Genomic DNA, 21,083 nt, shown 5'->3' with positions numbered 1-21,083 from the left:
GGGTGAAGTCGGCGGATTCCTGATGGACGCCCGGGGTTAGGTGGCGGGTTTGGCCTCGGCGGCCACAGCGGAGCGCTCGACCGTGAGGAGGCTTTCGGAGTGGTGTTCCGCGTAGTAGGCCTTGGCTCCGCCATTGAGGCCGAAGAGGCGCTTGGACCAGAGCAGCCAGATGACCGCGGCGAGGTTGATGATCAGTGCGGCGGCCCGGAGGAAGGTGACCTTCTCGGTGAGTTCGTAGATTTCCAGGGGGAGGAAGATGCTGGTGGCGATGACCGCGAAGTATTCACCCCAGCGTTTGACCAGCCAGAGGCCCACGGCTTCGGTGAGTTGGATTGCGGCGTAGGCGAACAGGGCCACGGCCACCCAGATGAGGGTGGTGGGGGAGAGGGTGAAGGCGGTGTCTATCCAGTGGACGATTTTGGAATGGTCCGGGTCCCAGCCGATTTGGTCCGCCAGTTGGCGGATCAAGGGGAGTTCCTGTTCCCAGTTCGACTTCCAGGATTCCTGAGAGCTGCGGAGCTTGAGGACACCCGCCGCCAGGAGGATGAGGACCAGGGCTCGGCCGACTCGTTCGGCCGCCAGCAGGCGCATGATGATGCGGTCGCGCAGCAGATGTCCGCGGGGGACTTCGGGTGCGTCGTCGGCGGGGCCGCGGCGGCGGGGCTCGCCGGGAGCGAAGTCTCCGCAGCGCAGGCAGCGCCAGGCCTCACCGGCGGGCGTGGCCACGTGCAGGCGGGCCGCGAGCGCGGGCTCGTCGGGGGCGTAGGTCTCGTGACCTCGGAAGGCGCAGGTCCACAGACTGAAGTCCATGAGCTGGAGCGTAACCGGAGAATGGTCAGCTTGCCGCGAGGGCTCGCAATTGATCGAGATAGGTCCGGGTGCGCGGATCGCCCGGGAAGCGCTCGATCATTTCGCGGGCGGTCTCACCCGCGATCCACATGAGGGAGGGCAGGGAGCGCCGCTTGCCGGAGAAGGCGCGCATGCCCTCCTCCACTGCGAGCTCCAGATTGCGATCGCGGATTGCGACGACGGCGAGGGTCAGGTGAGCCTCGGACACACGCATGGGTTTGCGGATGCTGCCGTCGGGTCGGGTGGCGGCCAGGATGACTTGGTGCGCATAGTCTTCGGCGAGGCGGTCGTCACCGGCGACGCGGCAGCAATCCATGGCGTAGAAGTCGAACTTCTGCGGATCGACCACGAAGTGATTGTCCAAATTGGCCGGATGGTTCAGTTTGTCCAGAATCGAACGGCCTTGGCCCAGTGCGAGTTCCACCTGACGGCGATCACCGAGGCGAGCCCAGGCCTTGGCGCGCTGCGCGGCCAGTTGAACGCCCACGCCGAGATGCTCGGTGGTGAGGCGCGCGGACTCGGCGGTTTCGATGGCCCCGCGATAGTTGGCCTGCGTCAACGCGAACCAAGCGGCCATTTCGGCACCCCAGCCAATGATTTCGGCGTGCTCGGCCTCCTGTCCCAGCGACAGGGCGGCGCGGCGGGTGGCCTCGGCGGCGGTGCGCCAGCCCAGATCGTAATCAACACAACCGACCAGTAGGGCAACCCATCCGGCCAGTACCAGGACTTCTCGATGCTGCGCCAACGTAAGTCGACCGTCCAGTAGAGAAGTAATGCGCCGCAACCACGCAGTGCCCTCGGCATGCAACTCGTGCGGATCGGCACACGGATACTCCGAGCACAATCGATCCGCGGTGATGTGAATGGCGTCAAGGGTTGCTGACGACACATCGGACATGCGCAGCCGCCCGATGAACTCGAGGGTGTCCATCCCGGTCGCCGAGAGCAGTTCATCATCGCGATTGGGTCGGGCCTTGGGAAAGAAAGCGGCCGTGACCGTGTCGAACGCCGCCGCGATGATCGGCGCGTAGAAGTCGTCCGGCCGTGATTCGCCCGATTCCCAACGCCGCCAATTGCGCAGCAGTGTGCTGTCGGTGGGGAGATTGTGGCTGGATTTGGCTCGCATGGCCCGCACCGCGTCGGCCTGTGACCACCCCCGTGCATCGCGTTCGGCGCGCATTCGGACAGCCCAGACGGGTCGATCGTCACATGCGGACACGCTCTGTAGTATCTCACCAGTTAACGCCGGATGGACCCGGATAGGGCACGCGGATGTCAGTGGGTTGACATCTGCAATTGCATCTTCACGAACGCCATGATGTTTACGGGCACACTTTCAGAACAGCGATACCCAATCCAACGGAGGTTCGGGTGGAAGCGTTGATCTATGGGTACGTGCGTGACGATCTGGCAGACGGCCGTAGCGAAGAGCTGGAAACCGCGATGTGCGGCCTCGCTCAGTCGGCCGGAATGTGTTTCGCCGCAACGTTCCATGAATCGACCCCTGGCGATGGCACCGCATTCGCGGAGCTGACCGCCGAACTCAAGCGTGCCGATGCCCACCATGTGGTGGTGCCGTCACTCGATCACCTTGCCGGCCAGACGATTCCGCGTGACATCTTGATCGCGAAACTGGCCCATGAGGCGGAAGCCCAGGTCTGGGCCGTGGAACACTGAGCCCAGGCTGCGCTCGCGCAGCTCCCTCGTACGAATACCCCGCGCCGCGATATTTCGTGTCAGCGTCATCAGTCGCGCGGCCGCTACCCCGGCCGCCAGCGACGCCCCCAGCGCGAGCAGCCGGTGCTCGCCGAACAGCGGATATACCTGCCAGTGCAGCAGATACGCGAACAGCGAGGCATCCGCCAGCACCGCCGCCACCCCGGCCACCAGCGCGGGCACCCCCACCGAGGGCAGCCACACCAGCAGGAGCAAACCGGCCAGGATCATTCGTTCGCGCTCGGTGTCTCCGAAATAGCCGGTCACGGTCAAAAGCGCTACGCCGCTGAGCAATGCGCGCTGTCCGATCCCCTGGGCCTTGGCCGCCGCCCAGCCGAGCACGAAGAACCAGGCCGCCAGGGGTGAGAACGGGACATCGTGCGGCGCATAAAGATCGAAGGATTGGTAACGGAAAATCATTGCCAGAGCCAGCAATCCGAGAGCGAACCAGAATGGGGCCCGTCGTTCGAGGCTGTCCGCGAACGGCAGCCGCATGAGCAGCGCCGCCCCGACCATGAAGTAGACGACCACTTCCACGAACCAGAGGTGTCCGGCGGTCGGGCTGTCCTCCGGCCCGAGAATCTTATTGAGCAACAACACATTCTGCCAGCCGTAGTAATCACTGAAGGCCAGCGTGATCGCCACCCAGGCGGCGGTCGGCACCGCGATGACCGCCGCCGTGCGCAGCGTCTTGCGCAAACGCTGAGGTGCGGGGGCCGCCGTCACCGCGAACCGGGCGAAATTGAATCCGGCCACAGCCAGCAGCACATGTGCGCCGCCCCACAGGACGAAAAGTCCGATATGTGAACCGACTACGGCAATGATGCCGAGCGCCCGCAACAGCGTGGAGGTGTCGAGTGAGCGCCCGAACCGGCGGCGCTGGCGGGGGAGTGACTCCAATTCGGCGACGGTCATGGTCTGCCAATTGGCGGGCAGCTGCCCGAGTGCCCGATCCAGCTTCACCGACAGCGTCACATAGGTGAGCGAGTCACCGCCCAGATCGGCGAAGGTGCTGTGCGGGGTGAGCTCGGCCGGAGTGAGATTCAACGCATCGGCGAAGAGCGTGCGGACATCGGCGCGCGGTTCGGTGCGCGCACCCGGAAGTCGGCGGATCGCAGGATAATCCGGTTTTCCGCTGGGCAGTCGCGGGATCTCGCCGACCGCGCAGACCCGCACCGCCGCGGCGGGCAATCCGGACAGTTGCGCCGCTAGCTGAGTGGCCGCCGCCCAGTCCCGGCCTTCGACCGCGACCACCAGCATCTCGGCATCATCGGTGCAGGAGGCCGTGTAACCGGCTGCGGCCAGCCCGGATTCGATGCGATGCAGGTCGATGCGCAGTCCGAAGATCTTGGCGAACCGCGACCGCCGTCCGATCACCCGATACAGCCCATCCTCGTTCCGGCAGGCCAGATCTCCGGTGCGCAGCTCGGTCGATACCGGCCCGGCCGCCAGTTCGGCGGGGGATTCGGCATAGCCCATCATGACGTTCGGCCCGTGATAGACGAGCTCGGTGCCGCCTTCCTCGACCGGTTCCAGGGTGAAAGAGCCACCGGGAACCGGGATTCCGATGCAGTCCGGATGCTCCGCCGCCAGCCGCGGCGGCAGGTACGCCATGCGCGCGGTGGCCTCGGTCTGCCCGTACATGACGAAGAACCGCCATCCGGAGCGCTCCCCGAGCCCGGCATACCGGCGCACCCGCTCGGGCGCGAGCTTGCCCCCGGCCTGGGTGACATAACGCAGGTGCGGCAGCGACATTCGCTCGAAGCCGACGCGGTCGAGCAGGTCGAAGGTGTAGGGAACGGCCGCGAAGGACGTCGCGCCATGACATCGGAAGTCGTCCCAGAACTCGGGTTCCAGCACCGAGCGGCTGGTCATGAGCAGGCTCGCGCCGCGCAGCAGATAGCTGTGCACCACCGACAGCCCGTAGCAATAGAAGAACGGCAGCGTGGTCGCCGCGCGATCCTTCTCCTCTATATCCAGGTAGTCGGCAATGGCTCCGGCATTGGAGAGCAGGTTCCGGTAGGACAGCCGCACCAGCTTCGGCGATCCGGTCGATCCCGAAGTGCTCAGCAGCAGCGCCAATTCCGGATGCAGCGTATGCGCCGATCCGGTGCGTCGCCAGCGTGGTTCCGGGATTCCGTCCCCGTCGCCCGGCTCGATGATGATGTCCGGATCGTAGAGGCGCACCAGCTCGTCGCCGATCGAACCGGTCAGCAGCACCACGCATCCGGCCTCGAGCGCGCCGAGATACGCGACCAGCGAACCGATGTCATTGCGGGCGGACAGCGCCACCAGCCGTCGCGCCGGTCGCGGCGCGGTTGCCCCGGATTCGCGAGCCCCATGGGAAACCGAAAGACGTTCGGCCCCCAAGCGGTTCGCGTACCCGGTCACCAGCGCTGCTAGCTGCGCGTACGTGAGTTCGTGCGACCCCTCGCCGATTACTGCCGTGCGGTCGCCGAATGCAGTCAGGTGCGCGACAATCCGTGGCGAGGTCATTCGGGCGAGTCTAGTAAGGGCAGGTTTAGTTCCGTGCAACCACGCCCCTATGAATCGCCGGTGAACTCCCTGGGAGCCGCTCCCGCGCGAGGCTAGAGCCCGAAGCCCCCGCGCCCGCGTCGCCGCAGGTATTTCTCGAATTCCGCTGCGATGGCATCACCGTCGATCTTGGCCATGGCCTCGTTGATGTCCACGTCCGCGTCCCCGCGCTCCTCCAACGAACGCACGTACTCCGCGATTTCCTCATCGCCGACGGTCATTTCATTGACCGCGCCCTCCCACTCCTCGGCCTGCTCGGGCAGACCACCCAGGGGCACCTCGACATCGAGCACATCCTCGACCCGGTGCAGCAGCGCGATGACGGCCTTCGGGTTCGGCGGCTGCGATACGTAGTGCGGCACCGCGGCCCAGAAGGAAATGGCCGGGACACCCGCGCGCACGCAGGCGTCCTGCAGCACACCGGTAATACCGGTCGGTCCCTCGTAGCGGGTCTGCTCGAGATTGAAGCGCTCGGCGGCTTCCTTGCTGTATGCCGTGCCGGTGACCGGAACCGGGCGGGTATGCGGGGTATCGGCCAGCAGCGCGCCCAAGATCACCACGGTGGTCACCCCGAGCTGCTCCACGAATTCGAGCAGGTCATTGCAGAAGCTGCGCCACCGCATATTCGGTTCCACACCGCGCAGCAGCACCACATCGCGATCGCTACCGGGAGGTGAGCACACCGACAACATGGTCGACGGCCACACAATCTCCCGCGTCACCCCATCCACCTGACGCACGGTCGGGCGGTTCACCTGATAGTCGTAGTAGTCCTCGGAATCGAGCTCGGCCAGCGGCTGCGCGTCCCAGATCAGTTCCAGATGCTCGACCGCTCCACTGGCGGCATCGGCGGCGTCGTTCCAGCCTTCGAAGGCGGCGACGAGGATCGGATCCCGCAAGGTGGGGAGGTCCGAATCGGCTGGCACCGAGGGTTCACTGGCGTTCACCCGGTCAGCCTACGGTGTGCCGTTCGATGACGCGCCAGCGACGCGCAATGACCGAGTTCAGCGGGCGCGCAGGACCGAAGCCCGGATTGTCCGCGCCTCCCACTACTCTTGAGTACATGTCTGTGTCCCCCCGCGCCGAGTTCGACACCACCCTACTCGACACGCTCCAGCGGCGTGTCGTGATCGGCGACGGTGCGATGGGCACCATGTTGCAGGCCGCGGACTTAACCCTGGACGACTTCCTTGGTCTCGAGGGCTGTAATGAAATCCTGAACGAAACCCGTCCCGACGTGCTGAAAAGCATTCACCGCGCCTACTTCGAGTCCGGTGCGGACGCCGTCGAGACCAATACCTTCGGTTGCAACCTGCCCAACCTCGCCGACTACGACATCGCCGACCGGATCCGCGATCTATCCGAGCGCGGCACCCGCCTCGCCCGTGAGGTCGCCGACGAGATGGGCCCGTCCGCGGACGGCACCCCCCGCTATGTGCTCGGCTCGATGGGCCCCGGCACCAAGCTGCCGACCCTCGGTCACGCCCCGTACGGGATCCTGCGCGATGCCTACACCGAGGCCGCGCTCGGCATGCTCGACGGCGGCGCGGACGCGATCCTCATCGAAACCTGCCAGGACCTGCTGCAGGTGAAGTCCGCCATCGTCGGCAGCCGCAATGCCATGAAGCGGGCCGGGCGGCGCATCCCGATCATCACCCACGTGACGATGGAGACCACCGGCACCATGCTGGTCGGTTCCGAGATCGGCGCGGCGCTGACCGCCCTCGAGAACCTCGGCATCGACATGATCGGCCTGAACTGCGCGACCGGTCCGGACGAGATGAGCGAGCACCTGCGCCATCTATCCAAGCACGCACAGCTGCCGGTCTCGGTCATGCCGAACGCCGGTCTGCCGATCCTGGGCGCGAAGGGCGCGGAATACCCGCTGACCCCCGAAGAACTGGCAAACTCCATGCGCCAGTTCGTATCCGAGTTCGGTCTGGCCCTGGTCGGCGGCTGCTGTGGCACCACCCCGGAGCACATTCGGCAGGTGGCCGAGGCCGTGCGCGAGGTGACCCCGGCGGTGCGCAAGCCGGTGCACGAGCCGAGCGTGTCCTCCATGTACTCCGCGGTCCCGTTCGAGCAGGACGCCTCGATCATGATGATCGGCGAGCGCACCAATGCCAATGGCTCCAAGGCATTCCGTGAGGCCATGCTGGCCGGGGACTGGCAGAAGTGCCTGGATATCGCCAAGGACCAGACCCGCGACGGCGCGCACATGCTCGACCTGTGCGTGGACTACGTGGGCCGCGACGGCGCCGCCGATATGTCCGAGCTGGCCTCGCGACTGGCCACCGCGTCCACGCTGCCGATCATGCTGGACTCCACCGAAACCCCGGTGCTCAAGGCCGGTTTGGAGCATCTGGGTGGGCGCTGCGCGATCAACTCGGTGAACTTCGAGGACGGCGACGGACCCGAATCGCGCTACCAGCAGACCATGGCCCTGGTCGCCGAACACGGTGCGGCCGTGGTGGCCTTGACCATCGACGAAGAGGGCCAGGCACGTACCGCCGAGCACAAGGTGGCCATTGCCGAGCGGTTGATCGCCGATATCACGGGTAATTGGGGTGTCGCCGAGTCCGACATCATCATCGACACCTTGACCTTCACCCTGGGCACCGGCCAGGAGGAGTCGCGGCGCGACGGCATCGAAACCATCGAGGCCATTCGCCAGCTCAAGCAGAAGCATCCGAATGTGCAGACCACGCTGGGCCTTTCGAACATTTCGTTCGGTTTGAGTCCGGCCACACGGCAGGTGCTGAACTCGGTGTTCATGCACGAATGCGTCGAGGCCGGACTGGATTCGGCCATCGTGCACGCCTCCAAGATCCTGCCCATGGCACGCATTCCGGAAGACCAGCGTGAGGCCGCGCTGGATCTGGTCTATGACCGCCGCCGTGAGGGCTACGACCCGCTTCAGAAGCTGATGGCGCTGTTCGAGGGCGTGTCGCTGTCCTCCTCCAAGGCCTCGCGCGCCGAGGAGCTGGCGGCCATGCCGCTGTTCGAGCGGCTCGCGCGCCGGATTGTGGACGGCGAGCGCAATGGCCTCGAGGCCGACCTCGATGAGGCCATGAAAGAGGTTCCGCCGCTTCAGATCATCAATGAGACGCTGCTCTCGGGCATGAAGACCGTCGGTGAGCTGTTCGGCTCCGGGCAGATGCAGCTGCCGTTCGTCTTGCAGTCGGCCGAGGTCATGAAGACCGCTGTGGCGCACCTGGAACCGCATATGGAGGCCACCGACGACTCCGGCAAGGGTCGCATCGTGCTGGCCACGGTGAAGGGCGATGTGCATGACATCGGCAAGAACCTGGTCGACATCATTCTGTCCAACAATGGCTACGAGGTCGTGAATATCGGTATCAAGCAGCCGATTGCGAACATTCTCGATGCCGCCACGGACAAGAAGGCCGATGTGATCGGCATGTCCGGACTGCTGGTCAAGTCGACCGTGGTCATGAAGGAGAACCTCGAGGAGATGAACACGCGCGGCGTCGCCGAGCAGTTCCCGGTGCTCCTCGGTGGTGCGGCGCTCACGCGCGGTTATGTCGAGAACGATCTGACCGCGGTGTACGAGGGCGATGTGCACTATGCGCGCGACGCGTTCGAGGGCCTGCGGCTGATGGACGAGATCATGACCCGCAAGCGCGGCGGCGGCCTCGACCCGGACAGCCCGGAGGCCATTGCCGAACGCGAGAAGGCCGCCGAACGTAGGGCCCGGCATGAACGGTCCAAGCGAATCGCCGAGGAGCGCAAGGCCAAAGAGGTGCCCATCGAGGTGCCGGCGCGCTCGGATGTGGCCGCGGAGCTGCCGGTGCCGACGCCGCCGTTCTGGGGCACCCGCATCGTGAAGGGTCTCTCGGTCGGTGAGTACTCGGGGCTGCTCGATGAGCGTGCCCTGTTCCTCGGCCAGTGGGGTCTGCGCGGCCAGCGTGGCGGCGAGGGGCCCTCCTATGAGGAGCTGGTGGAGACCGAAGGCCGTCCGCGGCTGCGGTATTGGCTGGACCGGTTGATCGCCGAGGGCGTGCTCCAGCATGCTGCCGTCGTGTACGGCTATTTCCCGGCCGTTTCCGAGGGCGATGATGTGATTGTTCTCACCGAGCCGAAACCCGATGCGCCCGAACGGTATCGGTTCACCTTCCCGCGTCAGCAGCGCGACCGGTTCCTGAACATCGCCGATTTCATTCGCTCCCGCGAATACGCGGCATCGACCGGACAGGTCGATGTGATGCCGTTCCAGCTGGTCACCATGGGTCAGCCCATCGCCGACTTCGCCAATGTGCTGTTCGCGCAGGACAACTACCGCGATTACCTCGAGGTGCACGGCATCGGCGTGCAACTCACCGAAGCGCTCGCCGAGTTTTGGCATCGCCGAATCCGGGAAGAGCTTGTGTTGGAGGGCCATTCCGTCGCCGACGAGGATCCCGCCGATGTGCTGGATTACTTCAAACTCGGCTACCGTGGCGCTCGGTACTCGTTCGGCTACGGCGCGTGCCCCAACCTGGAGGATCGGGCCAAACTTGTTGACCTGCTGGAGGCAGGCCGGATCGGAGTAGAGCTGTCCGAGGAGTTGCAGCTGCATCCCGAGCAGTCGACGGATGCTTTCGTGCTGTTGCACCCGGAAGCCAAGTACTTCAACGCTTAATATTTCCAAGAGGTTCGGTCGGGCTTTCGCGCAGAGTTGCAGGGTGGCTCGGCGCGGCGCGAAAGCCAGCAGGAGGGGCACAACCACATGAGCAGCGACCGGCTGATTGCGGGACGGTACCGGCTGACGGATCCGATCGGCACCGGTGCGATGGGGGTCGTGTGGCGGGCGACCGATGTACGCCTGCGACGCACGGTCGCCGTCAAACAGTTGCTGCTGGGTCCGGGCCTGTCCCGGTCCGCGGCGATCGAGGCGAAGATGCGGGCCATGCGCGAGGGGCGGATCGCCGCGCGCCTGCATCATCCCAATGCCGTCACCGTCTTCGACGTGGCGGAGGAGGACGGCCAGCCCTGGCTGGTCATGGAATACGTGGACGCCGTGAGCCTGGCGGCGCTCATGCGCGAGAAGGGGCTCATCGCACCCGCCGAGGTCGCCCGCATCGGGGCGAAGGTGGCGGCGGCGCTGGCGGCGGCACACAAGGCCGGGATCGTGCACCGGGATGTGAAGCCCGCCAATATCCTTGTCGCCGACGACGGCACGGTGAAGATCACAGACTTCGGCATCTCGCGGGCGATCGGTGACGTCACGGTCACCTCGACCGGATTCCTGGCCGGAACCCCCGCCTACCTCTCGCCCGAGGTGGCGCGCGGGGAGAATCCCGAACCGTCCTCGGACGTATTCGCGCTGGGCTCAACGCTTTACGCGTCCGTCGAAGGCATGCCGCCCTTCGGTGAGGGCGATAATCCGCTGGCCGTGCTGCATTCGGTGGCGCGGGCCCGCGTACCCGAGCCCAAGCATGCCGGGGCGCTCGCGCCGGTGCTCATGGATCTGCTGGCCGCCGAGGCGGAGGGCCGGCCCACCATGGAGCAGGCCGCCGAGCGATTGCAGGCCGTCGCCGAGGGGCGGGTCACCGCGCCGATCCAGGCGACCAAGGTGCTGCCCAGGGCGAATGCCGGTGCGGCCGTGGACAGTTCGGCCGCCACCACAATTCTGCCCGGAGCGCGCAGCGGTGCGCGGGCGAGCAATGCGCATGATGCGACCGTGCACGTCGATATGACCGAGAAGGCCTCCTCGCCGTCCACTGGGCCACAAACGCCGGTGCCGCCCATCGTGCCGTTCGCCACGAATAGTGGTGGGGCGGACCGTAATCGACGCCAGCTCGGGCTGGTGGCGGTCGGCATTGTGGGCGCGCTGGTGATCGCGACGCTCATCGCGGTCGTGGTCAGTCGCAATGGCGGCGGCGGAAATACCCCGGTCGCAGGCGGATCCAGCGTGGTCAGCACGCCCGCGAATCCTCCGGCCACCGAAACCTCGCCGGACACCGCCGGTCCCGGCCAGGGCGATGGCGGTGCGGGGCAGCAGAAGCCCAGCGCCCAAAGCGGTGCGGGCCAGCTCACCCAGGCTCCGCCGAGCAGCGTCCCGCCGACCTCGGCCGCACCGAGCACCCCCGCGAACCCGAGTTCGACCACCCCGGTCAAGCCCACCACCACGGTCCCGCCGACCACCGCCCCCCTGGCGGGCCCGCCGTCGGCGGCCGCGATCGCCTCGTTCATCCAGGGCTACTACGGCCAGCTCCCCGGAAACGTGAATGGGGCCTGGTCCATGCTGTCCCCGGCATACCAGGCCGCGCACGGCTTCAACGACTTCTCGAGCTTCTGGGGTTCGGTCGCGTCGGTCAGCGCCGGAGCCATCACCTCCACCGGCGAGAACCGGGCCGTGGTCAACCTCACCTACGTCATGAAGAACGGCCAGACTTCGAGCGAAAGCCGGTGGATCCAAGTGGATTCCACCGGCGGTCGTCTGCTCATCGCGGCATCGGGCCTCTAGCTTGCCGATTCGGCGTACTTTCCGAGATCGCTGCCCTCGAGGGCGGCCTTCTCGTTCACGCCGATGACGTAGCCATCGAGATCGCGGAAGTAGAACATGCGCTGGCCATTGTGATCCTCGGTGAGGGGTTTCACGATCTCGGCGTGCTGGGAGATCTCCTCATACGCGCCCGAAAGGTCGTCCACCGCAAGGTAGAACATTCCGGCGAACCCGATCGGAGTGTCCGCCAGCACCGGCAGCCACTTCTTCAGATCGTCATTGAGATAGATCATGCCGACGAACTCACCCTTGTAGAGCAGCATGTGGATGTCATCGCCGGGGCGTGAGGTGCTGCTGTCGGCGCTGAACCCGATCTTCTCGTAGAACGCGAGGCTGGCCGCGGTGTCGCGGACGCTGATACACGGGGCGTAAGTCATGGTCTCTCCTTGTTGTCGGTTCGGTTCAGTGCCCGGTCCACGGGCGGCTGAGGCAGAAGGGCTGGCCGGACGGATCCAGCAGGACCGTCCATTGCTCGCCGCCCGGCTGAAAATCCGGTTTGGTCGCGCCGAGTTCCAGCAGGCGGCGTTCGGTCGCCTGCGGATCGTCGAAGTGCAGATCCAGATGGAACGGCAGCTCCTCGGCGGGCCAGTCCGGGGCCTTGAAGTGCTTGGCCGTGTAGAAGACGAAGGTCGTGACGCCGTCGGTGACGAGAAACGCGGTGGGAACGCCGTTTTCGTCGGGGAACTCCTGGGTGAGCTGCCAACCCAGCGCCGCGGCATAGAAATCGGCGAGTTGCCTGCCGTTCGCGGACCAGAAGGCGTACGAGGCGACGACGCCGACAGTGGGCTTCGACGGTGTTGTCGTGGTTCCGTTCATCGGTGCATCACTTCCTCGATATCGACTGCTGTGTTTAGTACATCTGTACTGTACGACTGGCAATGACGGCATGCAACCAGCACTTATGCCGATTTTCGAGGAAAATGTGGCGTCGACTGGATCGATCTGAGGGCTGACCTGGTACATATGTACTGAAGAGTGATTCGCCTCATCGACTGGAGTAACCGAATGGGTGCCGCCAAACCGGCCAAGCGTCGCCGTGACCCTGAGCGGCGGATCGAGGAGATCACCGCGGCCACCGAGCGGGTGATTGCCGCGCGCGGGATCGAGGGGCTGACGCATCGGGCGGTCGCGGAGGAAGCGGGCGTGCCGCTCGGCGCGACCACGTATCACTTCGCCACCAAGGGCGACTTGATCGCGGCGGCCCTGCAACGCGCTGTCGATCGCTTCGGCGTCTACCTCGACGACTGGGTCGCCCAGCGGCCGACGCTCACGATCGATCAATACGTGGTGTTGCTCGCCGATGCGCTGGTGCGCAGCTTCGAATCCGAACATGACCAACAGGTGCTGGAATTCGAGCTGTACATGGCTGCCTTGCGCCGTCCCGCCTTGCGCGTCATCGCGGACCAGTACACCGAGTTGACTGTCCGCACACTGATGCATTACTCCGACCCGGTCACCGCCACGGCCGCGGCCGCAGCTCTGAATGGCATCAGCCTGCGCGCCCTCGCGAACTCCACTCCGCCCACTCGCGCCGAGATCGAAACCATCCTCCGGCGGATCCTTACCCCCAACCCCGCCCTCCCTGTCGAGCCGTAGTCGGTCCTCGCCGATACGCTGATGGGCGGTTCGTGCCGTATGCGGTGCGCTGATGAGGGGTTTGGAAGGAGCTAGGTTCCGGTGACGCGGTTGGATGCGGTGCTTTGGGATATGGACGGCACGCTGCTCGACTCGGAGAAGCTCTGGGATCTTGCCATCGGTGAGCTTGCGGTCGAATTGGGTGGAGAACTGACCCGGGAGATTCGGCATGCGCTGATCGGTGCGTCGGGGCCGAATGCTTTCCGGATCCTGTTCACCGGGCTCGGTCTCGATCCGACACCCGCAGAGGTGATCGAGGCGGGCGAATGGATCGAACTCCGGATTACCGAACTGTTCCACGGTCCGATCCCGTGGCGGCCCGGTGCTCAGGAAGCTCTCACGGCCTTCCGTGCGGCGGGTATCCCCATGGCTCTGGTGACCAATACCAAACGGTCGATCACCGAATATGGGCTGAATACCTTGGGGCGGGACTTCTTCGAGGCGTCCATCTGCGCCGATGAGGTTCCGCACGGCAAACCGGCACCCGACCTCTACCTGCGAGCCGCCGAGCTACTGGGTGTCCTCCCGGAACACACTGTGGCCATCGAGGATTCGCCGACGGGCGCGCTCGCTGCCGAGGCAGCGGGCTGCTCTGTCCTGGTAATCCCTTGCGAGATCCCGGTTCCCGACGCTCCCGGCCGCACCTTCCGGGACAGCCTGGTCGGCTTGACCTCCGCTGACCTGCACAATCTCATTCTCGACCGCCGCGCTTCCTGAATAGGGCACATGCCCGATACCGGCGGGCGTCGCATGCTTCTAGCCTCGGTCCGGGTCGGGTGCGAGGCGAAGGGTGTGGAGAATGCGGACTGGTAGTCGGCTGCGAACGGTGAGTGGTGTTGTGCTGGCGGTGATTACGCCGGTGCTGATGATGACCGCGTGCTCGAAGGATTCCGGGTCCGGGGGAACGGCCTCGACTTCGGTGACCAAGACCTCGGCGACGGCGACGAAGACGACGACGCCCACGAGTTCGAATGGGTCGCAGGGGAATCCGGGTGGGACACCGGGGCAGGGCGGGAATCCGGGACAGGGCGGGACCTACTCGGATCCGACCGCGCCGGAGTCGCCGTACTACCCCTCGCCGGAGGTCACCGTGCCCGGTGGTACGGATAATTGCAGTACCGAAGCCTGCGGGAATCCCGATATCCCCGGGGGGCACGACCATTGCAATGACAATTGCGGTGTGCCTCCGACAACGACGACGAAGCCGACCACGCCCGGTGGCACGGACACGTGCGGTGCGACCTTCTGCGGTACGACATCGGCACCGGCGACCACGACGGTCGTCACCACCTCGCCCGCGGGTGCGGTCGTGACCACTTCGCCCGCTCCGCCGGTGGTCACCTCGGCGGCGAAATAGGGCTCGCGCTCATCTGGGCGTGATGCGGACGATCGTGCCATCGAGATCGGCGGCGAGGTACGCGCCGCCGTAATCGTCGGTCGGGCGAATCCACAATGTGGTGAATCGCCACCACATTCGGGTGGCCGATGCGGGCCAGCGCCCGCGCCTCGCGCAGCACCCGCTCGCGCTGCACCACCGAGGGGCTCACGCCGGGGGAATCGTCCGAGCGCACCTCTTTCAATGCCACCTCGCGATGCAGCGCGATGTCATAGGCTCGCCACCACCGTTCCCATTCCACCGCTACCGAGTGGCTCGACCAACTCGAAACGTCCGCCGACCACCGTCTGCCCGGAATTCGCCGCGCCAGCTTATGGTCTGGAGACATCGGGCGCGCGACACGGATCCGATTTTGCGGGAGATTCATAGCGAATTCTCGCGACGACCTGCTCGCTGTAGTATCTTTCGGAATGAAAGATGGTGCATTGCAACATATTTGACCAGGGGGTCGACTATGTCGCGGTGTAGGGGAATCCCGTCGGCACGGTGTGGGTGCGAGGCGGGAGGGGAATCCTTCGAAACTGAACTCGCGTGGACGCGCTCGTGGTCCCGCACGCGAATGGATGACACCGCTGATGTTGTCATCGACGACCTGGTGACCGTCCGGTTCCGCAGAGCCGAAAGCCGCTCGCACAAAGGAATCTCGAGTGTTCGACGTCTTCCCCGATCATCCCGCCGAGCTTTCTTCCACTCCGACCGATCTGTCCCTGCTGCTGCGCCCGGCCCCGCCCGGCACGCCCACCGGACTGGTGCGCCTGCACGGCGGCGACGGATTCCTGCTGTGGGCCGACCTACCGCCCGTTCTCGTGATGGGCAGTGCGGGTGGCGCGGGTGCGACCACCACCGCGCTGGGCATCGCGTCCGCGGCCTCCTTCGACTACTACGGGGAATACTCGCCGGTCGTGGTCGATGCCACGCCCACCGGCGGGGACCTCGCCCGCCGCGGCTGCGACGCCATCGACGCCGCGGGGACGGTCCAGTCCTGGCTGAATATGAGCCATCGCGGCCTCGCCTCCGCGGTGATCGACAGTTGCGGTGAGAGCACCGCGAGTGTCGGTGTGCTGCCGCGTGGTCCGGAGGCGCTACCCCGGCGCGAAAGCTATGCCTCGGTGCATCGCGACCTCTGCGACGCCGGATGCCTGCCGATCTATGACGGCGGCGGTCCGGTCACCAATCGCATGATCGCGCCGCTGCTGTGCGATTCTCGGATCTCGCTGGTGATCACCGTCGCCGCCCGCGCGGACGCGGTGAATCGGCTCAAACCGGCTCTGATCTGGCTCGACGACAATTACAGCCAGTACCACCTGGCGGACTGCGTCATCGTGGTGACCAGACAGCATCGCAGTGATGGCCCGGGCGTCGCCGAGCATGTGCGCACGTATCTGGGTGAGGTGGTGCGCGCAGTGGCCGAAGTGCCCTACGACTCGCACCTCGCGGCGGGCGGCCCGGTCAGCTGGAATCGGCTCGCGCCACCGACCAAGGCCGCTTATCGGCAGATACTCACCCTGCTGCGGTAGCGAAACACCACTCGCGGCGGTAGTCCGCCCAATCCTGGGGTGTGGCAGCGAAATCCACGTACAAGGCGACACCGAAGGCCTGCCGCCCGGGGGATCGGCGGTCGAGTCCGCGGCGAATGCCGTGAATCGCGGCGGCGACCGTCTCCGCCGATCCGTGATGGCCGGGGTCGTCGGTGTAGAAGGCGGGGACGCCCATGAGCAGGTCGGTATCGGCGGGGGACACCTCGAGGGCCAGTTCTGTCTGCTGGGCGACGTAACCGCCGTACAGGGATTTCGTCGGCATGGCGGTGTCGTAGGACATCACCGCGACCTGATCCACCCGGCGGGCCACCTCCGCGAAATACGCTTGGGACCACCATTTTCCGTGATCGAGGAGCGCTATGCCCAGCGAATGCAGCCCGGGCAGCGGGTCGATCTGAGGCGCGGATACCGACAGCAGCGCGTGACCGGCCGAGGTGACCTCATGTGTCTGCTCCAGCAGCGCGAGGAATCCGGAGGTCCCGGAACGAATCGGCTCCAGGTCGAAATGAATGCCCTCGAATCCGAGGGTGAGTACCTGCTTCACGGACGCGGCGATTCGGAGCCGGACGGAAAGGTCGTCGACATTCAATCCGTCGAACTCGGGCCGCACGATATCCCCGAGCCAGGATTGCACCCGAACCCCGGGGATCTTCTCGTGCACCTCATAGATGAACCACGTTGCCTGTAGGGACAACTCGGGCCGCAAACTACCGTCATGCTCGAGCGGCCCGGTGTGCACGAAGAGATCCTTGATCCCGGTTCCGGCCAATAGCGTTGCCAGCTGGTCGATATCGGCCTCGGTCTTGCGGCCGTCCACCCACGCGTGTCCCAGCCACACCGCATCCCGCCCCCGGGTTCGGGCCTCGGCGGACAGGCCTCCCGCATACTCCAGCCGCAAGGCCGCCGCCATCACGAACACCGAATTCAGCAGCACGCTCACGACCATCAAGACAATGACGACTACCCGCCGCCACCACGACGATCCGCGCCATATCGACCGCACCCCGGCGACCGCGCGCCCTACGAAACCCCCGCTACCCATATCCCCGTCGACAATACGCAGTGTCGACGTCAACAGCATGCGGTGCACCGCGCCGGTAACAGACCGGCGAACCGCCGTGTCGATGCGCGGGGATGTCACCGGGCATCCGTAGTCTCGGGCGGGCCGACGAAAGGGGATCACCTCGATGTTCGAGCGTGTGCTTCAGAAATCCACTGAATTGGTATTGCGGACCGGAGCCGGGATACAGGCTCCGCTGGCGGCGAAATATGTCGAGCGATTGCGCCGCAAGCATCCGAGCCGCTCCCCGGAAGACATTGCGCAGGGCCTGCAAACGCGATACCTGACCCTCGTCACCATCAGTGGCACCGTGGCGGGTCTGACGGCGGCCGTTCCGGGCGTGGGAACCCTCATCGGCCTGGCGGCCAGCGGCGTCGACGCGGTGTTCTTCCTCGAAGCTTCCGCGCTGTACGCGGTATCGGCGGGCGCTGTGCACGGGATGGCCTCCATGCCCGCCAAACAACGCCGCGCCGTGACGGTGGCGGTGGTACTCGGTGAAACCGGTGCGGAAATGCTGGGCAAGAACGCGAGTCAATCGGCGCGGGACTGGGCCACCGCCGTGGCCGATCACCTCCCGATCGTCCGCAATATCGACAATGCCCTTGCCAAACGGTTCATCGTCCAATTCATCGTCAAACGCGGTGTGCTCATGTTCGGCAAGACCCTGCCCGCCGGTATCGGCGCGGTAATCGGCGGGCTGGGCAACCGCGCACTCGGCAAGACCGTAATCACCAATGGCCGCAACGTATTCGGACCCACGCCGGAGAATTGGCCGGACGCCGCCATGCGGGCCGCCGTGGATTCTCGCGCCGGATCGGGTTCCTGATCCGGGCCGGTAGGCCGTGCGCGGCCGCCCATTTATCCAAGCGATCGCGGGATTGATCGCCTAACCTGCGGTTATGGATGATGTGCTGGAGTCGCTGCGCACGGTGTGCATGGCGCTGCCCGCCGCGCAGGAGCGGCTCAGTCATGGGGAGCCGACGTGGTTCGCGGGCGGGAAGAAGACCTTCGTGATGTTCGCCGACCATCATCATGATGATCGGCTGGGGTTTTGGTGTGCCGCACCCGCGGGAGTGCAGGAGGAACTCGTCGCGGCGGAGCCCGAGCGGTTCTTCCGGCCGCCTTATGTGGGGCATCGGGGTTGGCTGGGGGTGTATCTGGATGTGGACGTGGATTGGGGGGAAGTGCGGGAGATAGTCGAGGAGGCCTATCGGTCTGTGGCCTCGAAACGGCTGGTGGCGGAACTGGATTCGCGAGACGCGTAGGGGCTGCGGTAATGCAGGTCGAGGATCGGGACCGGGTCGAGATCGGAGAGGGCGTGGCCCGCATTGCAGTGGTCGGTGAGGTCATTGCCGTCCCGCGCCTGGACCACGCGTAGTTCGGTGACGTGATTGTGGAGGGTTTCGGCGACCTTCGCGGCATGGCGGTAGCCGGGGGCGTCCCGGTCGGCGATTATCCAGACACGGTGTGCGCCTGCGAGATAGGCGGCATGGTCGGGGTGCCAATTGTTGGCGCCTCCGGCATTGCAGGTGGCGGTGAGGCCCGCCCTGGTGGCGGTCAGGGCGTCGGATTCGCCTTCGCAGATGTAGATGTCGCGTCCGGTGCGAATAGCCGCCAGGAGTTCGGGGAGGTGGAAGGGCAGGTGGGGGAATCCGCCTGGCTGCCAACCGGATTCGGTGGGGTGCTCCTGATAGAAGGATTTGATGTGGCCGCGGCGGTGCAGGGTGCGGACGCGAATTATGCGGCCCGCAGGGCGGCCGTCGGGCCAGCGGTAGATATAACCGGCCACGCGGCGGGGTCGGCCGAGGCGGGGGCCGGGGTCCGGTTTGTGGACCGACAGCGGGAGACCGGCGGCGAGAATGGCCCGGTCGGCCAGAGCCAGTTCCGGGGGCGGGCCGTGGCGGTGGGCTGCGGCGCGGTGCTCGGGCGGGCCGTCGAAGAGATCGCGGACATGCAGGCCCAGGGTCTCGAGGACGTCTTCGTCGCGGCAGCCCGCAAAGCATTTGATGATGGTGCGGGCGCGCTGATGGTTGTAGACCACGCCGAGGGACGGGTGATGGCGGCGGCCGTCGGCCTCGTGGACGGGGCACAGGTAGGTGATCCAGTCGCCGCCGCGCCTGCCCGGGCCGCTGACGCGGTCGAGGGCGGCGGTAATGGTGTCCCAGGATCGGTGTCTGTCCATGGTGCGGTCCTCTCAATACCGGTGTACCCGGATTGACTGGACTGTCAAACAGCGCGAATTCGATTGGGACGCAAAGTTATCGGATGGTCACCCGAACGCGTTTGCAGGCGTGTGTGCAGGTCGGGGTCAGCGGCCGGACAGCAGATCGGCCATCCGGGCGATTCGTGAGGTGCGGCCGAGGGTGGATTCGCGATGGTCGGCGGCTCGGTAGAGCGAGTACATGACCTGTACGCCCAGCCAGCGCAGCGGTTCGGGCTCCCAGCGGCGGACCTGCCAGTCGACCCACGGGAGGGAGGTCAGGTCGGTGTCGCGGCGCAGCAGCAGGTCGGTCAGGGTGCGCCCGGCCAGGTTGGTGGCGGCGACGCCGTGGCCGGTGTAGCCGCCCGCATAGGCGAGGCCGGTGCCGTGATCGAGGGAGACGGTGGAACACCAGTCACGGGGTACGGCCAGGACACCGGACCAGGCGTGGGCGAGGGGGACGTCGGCGGTGGCGGGGAAGAAGTCGATGAGCATGGCGCGCAGGGCATCCACGGTCCACTGGTGCGTCCGGCCCGCGTCGTCGATGCGGCTGGCGTAGCGGTAGGGCTTGCCGCGGCCGCCGAAGGCGATGCGGCCGTCGGCGGTGCGCTGCGCGTACATGTAATAGTGCGCCATATCGCCGAGGAGTTCGGCTCCGCGCCAGCCGATCTCGTCCCAGACGCGATCGGGGAGGGGCTCGGTGACGATCATGGAGCTGTTCATGGGCAGCCAGTCGCGATGCGTGGCGTCGAAGGCGGCGGTGAAGCCTTCGGTCGCCCGGATCACGTAGTCGGCGGTGACGGTGCCCCGCGCGGTGACGGCGGCGGCGGGCGTCGAACCCGAACGTGGGCGGATGGTTTCGACGGTGGTGTCCTCGTAGATCCGTACGCCGAGCGCGCGGACCGCGGCCGCCAGTCCGCGCGCCAGTTTCGCGGGCTGCACGCGGGCGCAATGCGGCGTCCACAGCGCCCCGGTCGCGCCCGCTATGTCGATCCGCTCGCGCGCCGCGACTTCCCTGAGATCGCCTTCGTGCCAACCCCATTCGCGGGCGTGGTCGAGCGTCTCGCTCAGCCGTGACTGCTGCGCGGCGTTTCGCGCCACCGTGAGTTGCCCGCTCTTGACGACATCCGCGTCGATGCCCTCGGCGTCGGCAACCTTCACGATCTCGTCGACCGTGTCGAACATGGCCCGCTGCAATCGGATCGCCGCGTCCCTGCCATGCCTGCGCGCGTACACGCCCGCCGATCCGGCTATCTCCCCGACAATCCAGCCGCCATTGCGCCCCGATGCGCCGTACCCCGCAAACTCCTTCTCGAGCACCACGATTCGCAGATCAGGCTGCGCCTGCTTGAGGTAGAAAGCGGTCCACAGTCCGGTGTATCCGGCCCCGACAATGCACACGTCTGCCTGCGCGTGCCCGGGCAGCGGCGCACCGGGCTCGGCCGGGCCGATCGCACGGAACCAGTACGACACCGAACCATTGACAAAGGACATATCGGACATCCGGAGCTATCGCCGAGCATTCGGCATCTCGGGGTGGGTCGGCGGTCGGTCGACGCAGACTTCGAGAGAGTGATTATCACATGAAAACTCTTGGTGCACAGGAAAAGTGAGTATCCACAATCGTGGAGCATCCCGGGCGTGTC

The 21,083-nt window shown here is 66.1% G+C and carries 20 protein-coding genes; 8 read left to right on the top strand and 12 right to left on the bottom strand.

Going from position 1 to position 21,083, the window contains the following annotated elements; all coding sequences use genetic code 11:
• Window positions 1-36 precede the first annotated feature (36 nt).
• Window positions 37-810, bottom strand: a complete 774-nt coding sequence (locus AB0N05_RS26585) for a DUF2127 domain-containing protein (protein WP_364698576.1) — start codon at window positions 808-810, stop codon at window positions 37-39.
• A 25-nt stretch (window positions 811-835) separates the two neighbouring features.
• Window positions 836-2,029: an XRE family transcriptional regulator gene (locus AB0N05_RS26580; protein WP_364698575.1), complete on the bottom strand. Its 1,194-nt coding sequence runs from the start codon at window positions 2,027-2,029 to the stop codon at window positions 836-838.
• Between the two features lie 191 nt (window positions 2,030-2,220).
• Here AB0N05_RS26580 and AB0N05_RS26575 point away from each other — a divergent pair, with 191 nt between their 5' ends.
• Window positions 2,221-2,526, top strand: coding sequence for a hypothetical protein (locus AB0N05_RS26575; RefSeq protein ID WP_364698574.1), 306 nt, complete (start codon window positions 2,221-2,223; stop codon window positions 2,524-2,526).
• On the opposite strand, the gene AB0N05_RS26570 is transcribed toward AB0N05_RS26575, so the two are convergent.
• Window positions 2,428-5,061 (bottom strand): AMP-binding protein, encoded by a 2,634-nt coding sequence (locus tag AB0N05_RS26570; protein ID WP_364698573.1) that lies wholly within the window; start codon window positions 5,059-5,061, stop codon window positions 2,428-2,430. The genes AB0N05_RS26575 and AB0N05_RS26570 overlap by 99 nt on opposite strands.
• A 92-nt stretch (window positions 5,062-5,153) precedes the next feature.
• Window positions 5,154-6,047: a PAC2 family protein gene (locus AB0N05_RS26565; RefSeq protein ID WP_364698572.1), complete on the bottom strand. Its 894-nt coding sequence runs from the start codon at window positions 6,045-6,047 to the stop codon at window positions 5,154-5,156.
• Between the two features lie 116 nt (window positions 6,048-6,163).
• Between AB0N05_RS26565 and metH the strand changes: the two genes are divergently transcribed.
• Both metH and AB0N05_RS26555 read left to right on the top strand, forming a co-directional pair.
• Complete coding sequence (metH, locus tag AB0N05_RS26560; RefSeq protein WP_364698571.1) at window positions 6,164-9,742, top strand: methionine synthase; 3,579 nt, start codon at window positions 6,164-6,166, stop codon at window positions 9,740-9,742.
• A gap of 87 nt (window positions 9,743-9,829) precedes the next feature.
• Window positions 9,830-11,569: a protein kinase gene (locus AB0N05_RS26555; RefSeq protein WP_364698570.1), complete on the top strand. Its 1,740-nt coding sequence runs from the start codon at window positions 9,830-9,832 to the stop codon at window positions 11,567-11,569.
• On the opposite strand, the gene AB0N05_RS26550 is transcribed toward AB0N05_RS26555, so the two are convergent.
• Complete coding sequence (locus tag AB0N05_RS26550; RefSeq protein WP_364698569.1) at window positions 11,566-11,985, bottom strand: VOC family protein; 420 nt, start codon at window positions 11,983-11,985, stop codon at window positions 11,566-11,568. The two genes, AB0N05_RS26555 and AB0N05_RS26550, sit on opposite strands and share 4 nt — an antisense overlap.
• Before the next feature lie 25 nt (window positions 11,986-12,010).
• Window positions 12,011-12,424 (bottom strand): VOC family protein, encoded by a 414-nt coding sequence (locus AB0N05_RS26545; protein WP_364698568.1) that lies wholly within the window; start codon window positions 12,422-12,424, stop codon window positions 12,011-12,013.
• Window positions 12,425-12,613: 189 nt separating this feature from the next.
• On the opposite strand from AB0N05_RS26545, the gene AB0N05_RS26540 reads away from it, so the two are divergent.
• Entirely contained in the window at window positions 12,614-13,204 is a 591-nt protein-coding gene (locus AB0N05_RS26540) for a TetR family transcriptional regulator (protein WP_364698567.1), read from the top strand.
• 81 nt (window positions 13,205-13,285) lie between these two features.
• Window positions 13,286-13,960 carry an HAD family phosphatase gene (locus tag AB0N05_RS26535; RefSeq protein WP_364698566.1) on the top strand — a complete coding sequence of 225 codons (675 nt, stop codon included), beginning with the start codon at window positions 13,286-13,288 and terminating at the stop codon, window positions 13,958-13,960.
• Window positions 13,961-13,999: 39 nt separating this feature from the next.
• On the opposite strand, the gene AB0N05_RS26530 is transcribed toward AB0N05_RS26535, so the two are convergent.
• The 3 genes from AB0N05_RS26530 to AB0N05_RS26520 all read right to left on the bottom strand — a co-directional run bounded on the left by AB0N05_RS26530 (window position 14,000) and on the right by AB0N05_RS26520 (window position 14,880).
• On the bottom strand, window positions 14,000-14,206 hold the full coding sequence (locus AB0N05_RS26530; protein ID WP_364698565.1) for a hypothetical protein: 207 nt from the start codon (window positions 14,204-14,206) through the stop codon (window positions 14,000-14,002).
• A gap of 105 nt (window positions 14,207-14,311) precedes the next feature.
• The gene (locus tag AB0N05_RS26525) at window positions 14,312-14,560 is read right to left on the bottom strand and encodes a hypothetical protein (RefSeq protein ID WP_364698564.1); all 249 of its coding nucleotides are present in this window, start codon (window positions 14,558-14,560) and stop codon (window positions 14,312-14,314) included.
• A gap of 20 nt (window positions 14,561-14,580) precedes the next feature.
• The gene (locus AB0N05_RS26520) at window positions 14,581-14,880 is read right to left on the bottom strand and encodes a hypothetical protein (protein WP_364698563.1); all 300 of its coding nucleotides are present in this window, start codon (window positions 14,878-14,880) and stop codon (window positions 14,581-14,583) included.
• Between the two features lie 406 nt (window positions 14,881-15,286).
• Here AB0N05_RS26520 and AB0N05_RS26515 point away from each other — a divergent pair, with 406 nt between their 5' ends.
• Window positions 15,287-16,156, top strand: coding sequence for a hypothetical protein (locus AB0N05_RS26515; RefSeq protein ID WP_364698562.1), 870 nt, complete (start codon window positions 15,287-15,289; stop codon window positions 16,154-16,156).
• On the opposite strand, the gene AB0N05_RS26510 is transcribed toward AB0N05_RS26515, so the two are convergent.
• Window positions 16,140-17,258 (bottom strand): hypothetical protein, encoded by a 1,119-nt coding sequence (locus AB0N05_RS26510; protein WP_364698561.1) that lies wholly within the window; start codon window positions 17,256-17,258, stop codon window positions 16,140-16,142. The two genes, AB0N05_RS26515 and AB0N05_RS26510, sit on opposite strands and share 17 nt — an antisense overlap.
• 106 nt (window positions 17,259-17,364) lie before the next feature.
• On the opposite strand from AB0N05_RS26510, the gene AB0N05_RS26505 reads away from it, so the two are divergent.
• Together AB0N05_RS26505 and AB0N05_RS26500 are read left to right on the top strand one after the other, a co-directional pair.
• On the top strand, window positions 17,365-18,063 hold the full coding sequence (locus tag AB0N05_RS26505) for a hypothetical protein (RefSeq protein ID WP_364698560.1): 699 nt from the start codon (window positions 17,365-17,367) through the stop codon (window positions 18,061-18,063).
• 73 nt (window positions 18,064-18,136) lie between these two features.
• The gene (locus AB0N05_RS26500; RefSeq protein WP_364698559.1) at window positions 18,137-18,502 is read left to right on the top strand and encodes an MmcQ/YjbR family DNA-binding protein; all 366 of its coding nucleotides are present in this window, start codon (window positions 18,137-18,139) and stop codon (window positions 18,500-18,502) included.
• Here the strand turns inward: AB0N05_RS26500 and AB0N05_RS26495 are convergent.
• Together AB0N05_RS26495 and AB0N05_RS26490 are read right to left on the bottom strand one after the other, a co-directional pair.
• Window positions 18,445-19,419, bottom strand: a complete 975-nt coding sequence (locus tag AB0N05_RS26495) for a toprim domain-containing protein (RefSeq protein WP_364698558.1) — start codon at window positions 19,417-19,419, stop codon at window positions 18,445-18,447. The two genes, AB0N05_RS26500 and AB0N05_RS26495, sit on opposite strands and share 58 nt — an antisense overlap.
• A 126-nt stretch (window positions 19,420-19,545) precedes the next feature.
• Window positions 19,546-20,931, bottom strand: a complete 1,386-nt coding sequence (locus AB0N05_RS26490) for an FAD-binding oxidoreductase (protein ID WP_364698557.1) — start codon at window positions 20,929-20,931, stop codon at window positions 19,546-19,548.
• Window positions 20,932-21,083: the final 152 nt, after the last annotated feature.

This window comes from Nocardia sp. NPDC051030, from assembly GCF_040683015.1.
Taxonomy (GTDB): Bacteria; Actinomycetota; Actinomycetes; order Mycobacteriales; family Mycobacteriaceae; genus Nocardia.
The sequence above is the reverse complement of the archived record's forward strand: the minus strand, read 5'-3'. Positions and strand labels throughout refer to the sequence as shown.